Annotated in this window: 5 protein-coding genes; all 5 read right to left on the bottom strand. The window is 53.8% G+C overall.

All coding sequences use genetic code 11. The annotated features are described in order from the left end of the window. Positions 1-606 precede the first annotated feature (606 nt). The 5 genes from VLV32_06240 to VLV32_06220 all read right to left on the bottom strand — a co-directional run bounded on the left by VLV32_06240 (position 607) and on the right by VLV32_06220 (position 3,285). Complete coding sequence (locus VLV32_06240) at positions 607-831, bottom strand: hypothetical protein (protein ID HUL41483.1); 225 nt, start codon at positions 829-831, stop codon at positions 607-609. A gap of 76 nt (positions 832-907) precedes the next feature. Then, positions 908-1,117: a cold-shock protein gene (locus VLV32_06235; protein HUL41482.1), complete on the bottom strand. Its 210-nt coding sequence runs from the start codon at positions 1,115-1,117 to the stop codon at positions 908-910. Between the two features lie 630 nt (positions 1,118-1,747). Next, positions 1,748-2,131, bottom strand: coding sequence for a cytochrome c family protein (locus tag VLV32_06230; GenBank protein HUL41481.1), 384 nt, complete (start codon positions 2,129-2,131; stop codon positions 1,748-1,750). 83 nt (positions 2,132-2,214) lie between these two features. Next, positions 2,215-2,691 (bottom strand): hypothetical protein, encoded by a 477-nt coding sequence (locus VLV32_06225; protein ID HUL41480.1) that lies wholly within the window; start codon positions 2,689-2,691, stop codon positions 2,215-2,217. Between the two features lie 297 nt (positions 2,692-2,988). Continuing rightward, positions 2,989-3,285: a hypothetical protein gene (locus VLV32_06220; protein HUL41479.1), complete on the bottom strand. Its 297-nt coding sequence runs from the start codon at positions 3,283-3,285 to the stop codon at positions 2,989-2,991. Positions 3,286-3,759 lie beyond the last annotated feature (474 nt).

Raw genomic sequence — 3,759 nt, 5'->3', positions numbered from 1 at the left:
GGCCGCGCCTCCGATGATGCCTCCCGCAGCGCCACCGATGAGCCCACCGGTTAGGGCGCGGTCCTGGCGTGCAGTTTCGCAGCCGGCAAGTGTTAGAGCCAATGCAGCGATAGTAATTGCCTTACGCATCGACATCCTCCCTGATTTCACTGAGACATTATGTTCCATGCGGAATTTGGTTGTCGCAACGGTCGATCTTTTACAAAAATACCGGGACGATTTTGAGTCCTTCGAAAGTCGACTGCTGTGATTGTCGCAATATTGTCGCAGCACGTCGGACGCTCTGGCCCTGATAGCGTCATGAGAACGGACATGCCGTGAGGTCGGCTACGTGCCGATTGTGTTCTCTAATTCCGGGTCTGAGAGTCAAGCTATCCACGAACATCCTTGCCGGGCCCATTGTTCTCTCCGCGGTAGGGAACTGCGCCGACAGATAGATTTCCTTGTCGAGACCGCAGAGCGAATGGCGTTAGGGCCACGGGGGTGAAAGTCCTGCTATCTATTTCGGGCGGATCATAATGACATCCACATTGAACTACGCCATCGCCGCTGTGTTTGCGCTCGGCCTGTTCGCCCTGGCGTTGGCTATTCTAGTGTGGTGAGCGCTTAGCCCTCCGCAGTCTTCTTCATCTTGTAGAGCTGAAAGCCCTGATCGGCGATGCTCTGTTCGATGACTTCGCGGCTCATTTGGTAGGGCGGGTCCTTGTCCTCACGGACAACACCAACCGCGGTCCACGGCCCGTGTCGCGAGGGTAACTGTTCGCCGCCCGGATCTGCGGCGAAAGCGTGCAGTCCGCGATTTCCTTCCGACTTGAACATGAACAGGCGCATGCCCGCGTCCTCCTGTCGAGAAAGGCCGCCGCCTTTGCAAGCGGCGGCCCGTTTCGGGCGAGATCGCCCTAAAGCGTTACGCCAGTTCGATCCTACCGACGGCAACCTTGCCGCTGCGCGGATCGTTCTGCGTGTCGAACGTCACCTTCTGACCCTCACGCAGGGCATGGATGCCAGCGCGCTCAAGCGCGGTGGCATGGACGAACACGTCCTTCTGTCCGTCGTCCGGCTGAATGAAGCCGAAGCCTTTTTGGTCGTTGTAGAATTTCACTGTGCCCGAGGTCATGGATTGTCCTTTCACTGTCGGGATGCACGTGGGAGCCGCCGCAGCAAAACGCTGCGCGGTTCCCTGTTTCTTCGATTTGGTAAGAGGCTGATACGTGCGGCCCGTCAATGACGGAGCGAAGCGGCCCAGTTGTCCGGCCAAAGTCGATTAATAAATATAGGCGCTTAACTGCACGATTGCAAGTGGTCGCAAAGCGCCGTGTCTGAACATGCTGAATGAGTCGCGGCATGAAACGGCTAAGTTTCGTTAGAAGCGAATAAATTCGCATTTGATCTATTGCCGATCAATCTGGACCACGGAATTTGCAAAATGCCCCCAATTTTGCCGATGAATTTCTGAAGTTTAAGTGCAGTCCGACAAAATCGTTGAGCGCGGCGCAAGCGGATAAGCGCTGGCTACCGACCAAGATATGAAATCACTAGGCGCTTCATTCGCTTTGCGGCGGGCATAATGTAGTGACGAGTCCGTCTGTCAACTTCTTGGATTAGTAGCCTCTCCAAAATGTCCCGTTTGATCGGGTCAGTTTCAGTTTTGAGCTGATCTAAATATTGGACGACAATGTTCTGCCCTTCGATTGGCCTCTCCACGCAAGCCACCTTCGCATCTCTTGTAGAATCATTGACAACGCGTTTACTTTGTTGAGCCGTCGGCCTTGAATTGTTTCAGATATGCCCAGAGATCAGCGATGTCCTTCTCGTTCTTGATGCCGACGAAGGCCATCTTTGTGCCAGGAATTTTTGCAATAGGATTGACGATATATTCTTTGAAAGTCACCTCACTCCAGGTGATACCGGAATTCTTGTTTGCCTCGCTGTAACCAAAGCCTTTAACACTGCCTGACTTGCGACCGTCGAGCCCATTGAGCACCGGGCCAACCAAGTTGTGCGCTCCTGGGCCCACCGCATGGCATGCTCGGCACTGCCGGAAAACCGCTTCACCTGCGGCCGCATCCTGGGCATTTGCAATACCACTCGACGCAACGAGCACAGCTGCTAGCAATACCAAAGTTTTCATTTCTCTCTTCTTGCTCCCTTTGCCCAATCGCTTCTGTAGCCTCGCCAACGGAAGGTGCCTTTGGCGCTTTCTGTAAGCGCGGATCAGTGCTCGGCGTTCTTCTGAAGCCAAGCGAGGAAAACGCTCTTGGAACCAATAAAGCCGTTGACTCGATCCCCGAGCGTCTCCACACGATTCTTCAGAACTTTCGGGTCTTTTATTGAACCCTCCTCCAAGGCCTTGATAAAATCGCTGAGATTTTCCTCAAGCAGATCTGCCGTCTTCAGCACAGTTTCAAGATAGGCCCGGCATTGATCGACCTTTTGCTTGATCAAAATCTTTGCTTTTTTCTCGTCCCTTTCCTTGACCTTAAATGATGGCTCCTTGCACCAATCTGCCAGTACCTTAGGTACGTCCTCTTCTTTAACGCCAACAAATCCATCGGTATCCCCGAGAATGACGGCGGTCCGGATGATCTTGAGGTATTCCAAGGGCGCGGGCGGTGCATCCTGCTGTTGTGCCAAGGCTTGGCAGCAGCTCAACGCACTCAGCACGGTCACGGTAGTCAATAACTTGCTCATTAGAATCTCCAGAATCTGCTGCTGCGATCGTGATCTCTTTCAAGAGAAAACGGTGAATGTGCGCTCACCGCGTATATACGGCGCTCGTGATACATGACGCTGAGCAAGCATGCGTTACGCCGTGCAGCTACTGCCAGTTTCGGCCGCTGACCGAGCATTGCAAGGACAAATCGATCTGCGGTGCTCAAGCATGAGCTGGACGCTCGCCAATCAATCCCCATCATTCCTCCGCTATCAGGAAATGATCGGTCCTTCGCATCCGTCCGTGATCGATCAACAATGGCTCAGTAAAATGGCTCAGTAATATGGATAGCCGCCGTCGCACACCCACACTCGACGTGGTCCCAAAGGTGTTTCTAGCCAGCGCCAGCATGAGTAGCCATAACCGCTCGTATAATATGGATATCCGAAGCTCCGAAAGCCGAACCCACCGCGATAGCCACCGCGATAGCCGCCGTGAAAGCCGCCATGAAAGCCGCCATGAAAGCCGCCGTGGGGGCCACCGTGCCCGCCGCGGGCTGACACGCCCGTCGGTATTGCCACAGCGCCTGCGGCTGCGAAGGCAATCAAAACAATCATGATCTTACGCAGCATGTTTTTCCTCCCATTTATTTGTGCCCGTTCCCTATGCTCCACCTTGCTCAATGAATGCAAACTGAACCAATAAGCGACAGCAATCGCTTCACGGTATTGTGTTGGGTAATTTTAGCTAGGATTGCCAGTCACCGCACATCAAGCGTCACCGGAAGCTTACGCGAAGCTGACATCGCGGATACAGAAGCGTTGCAGCCCTGGCCGGTATGTGAATAGAGATGCTACATGCAATGTACCGGGCCGTGTTACAGCGTTATTCACGTCACTGCCATGCCTGGCACGTCTACCGCCTCGGTAGGAACTATGACGAATCAGGCACAGTGCTTAATCAACTGCTCTGGTCAACAGCAGGTGTGCCAGCAAAAATATGGCGGTTTGCAGTGAATGGCAGCGGACCATCACTCGCTCAGGTTTACGGCGGTCTGCTTATGACTTAATCGTTTGACTTAATCGTTCTCTGCCGTTGACCGCTTA

The organism is Burkholderiales bacterium, assembly GCA_035518095.1.
Taxonomy (GTDB): domain Bacteria; phylum Pseudomonadota; class Gammaproteobacteria; order Burkholderiales; family JAHFRG01; genus JAHFRG01.
This window is presented reverse-complemented; position numbering and strand designations above follow the sequence as displayed.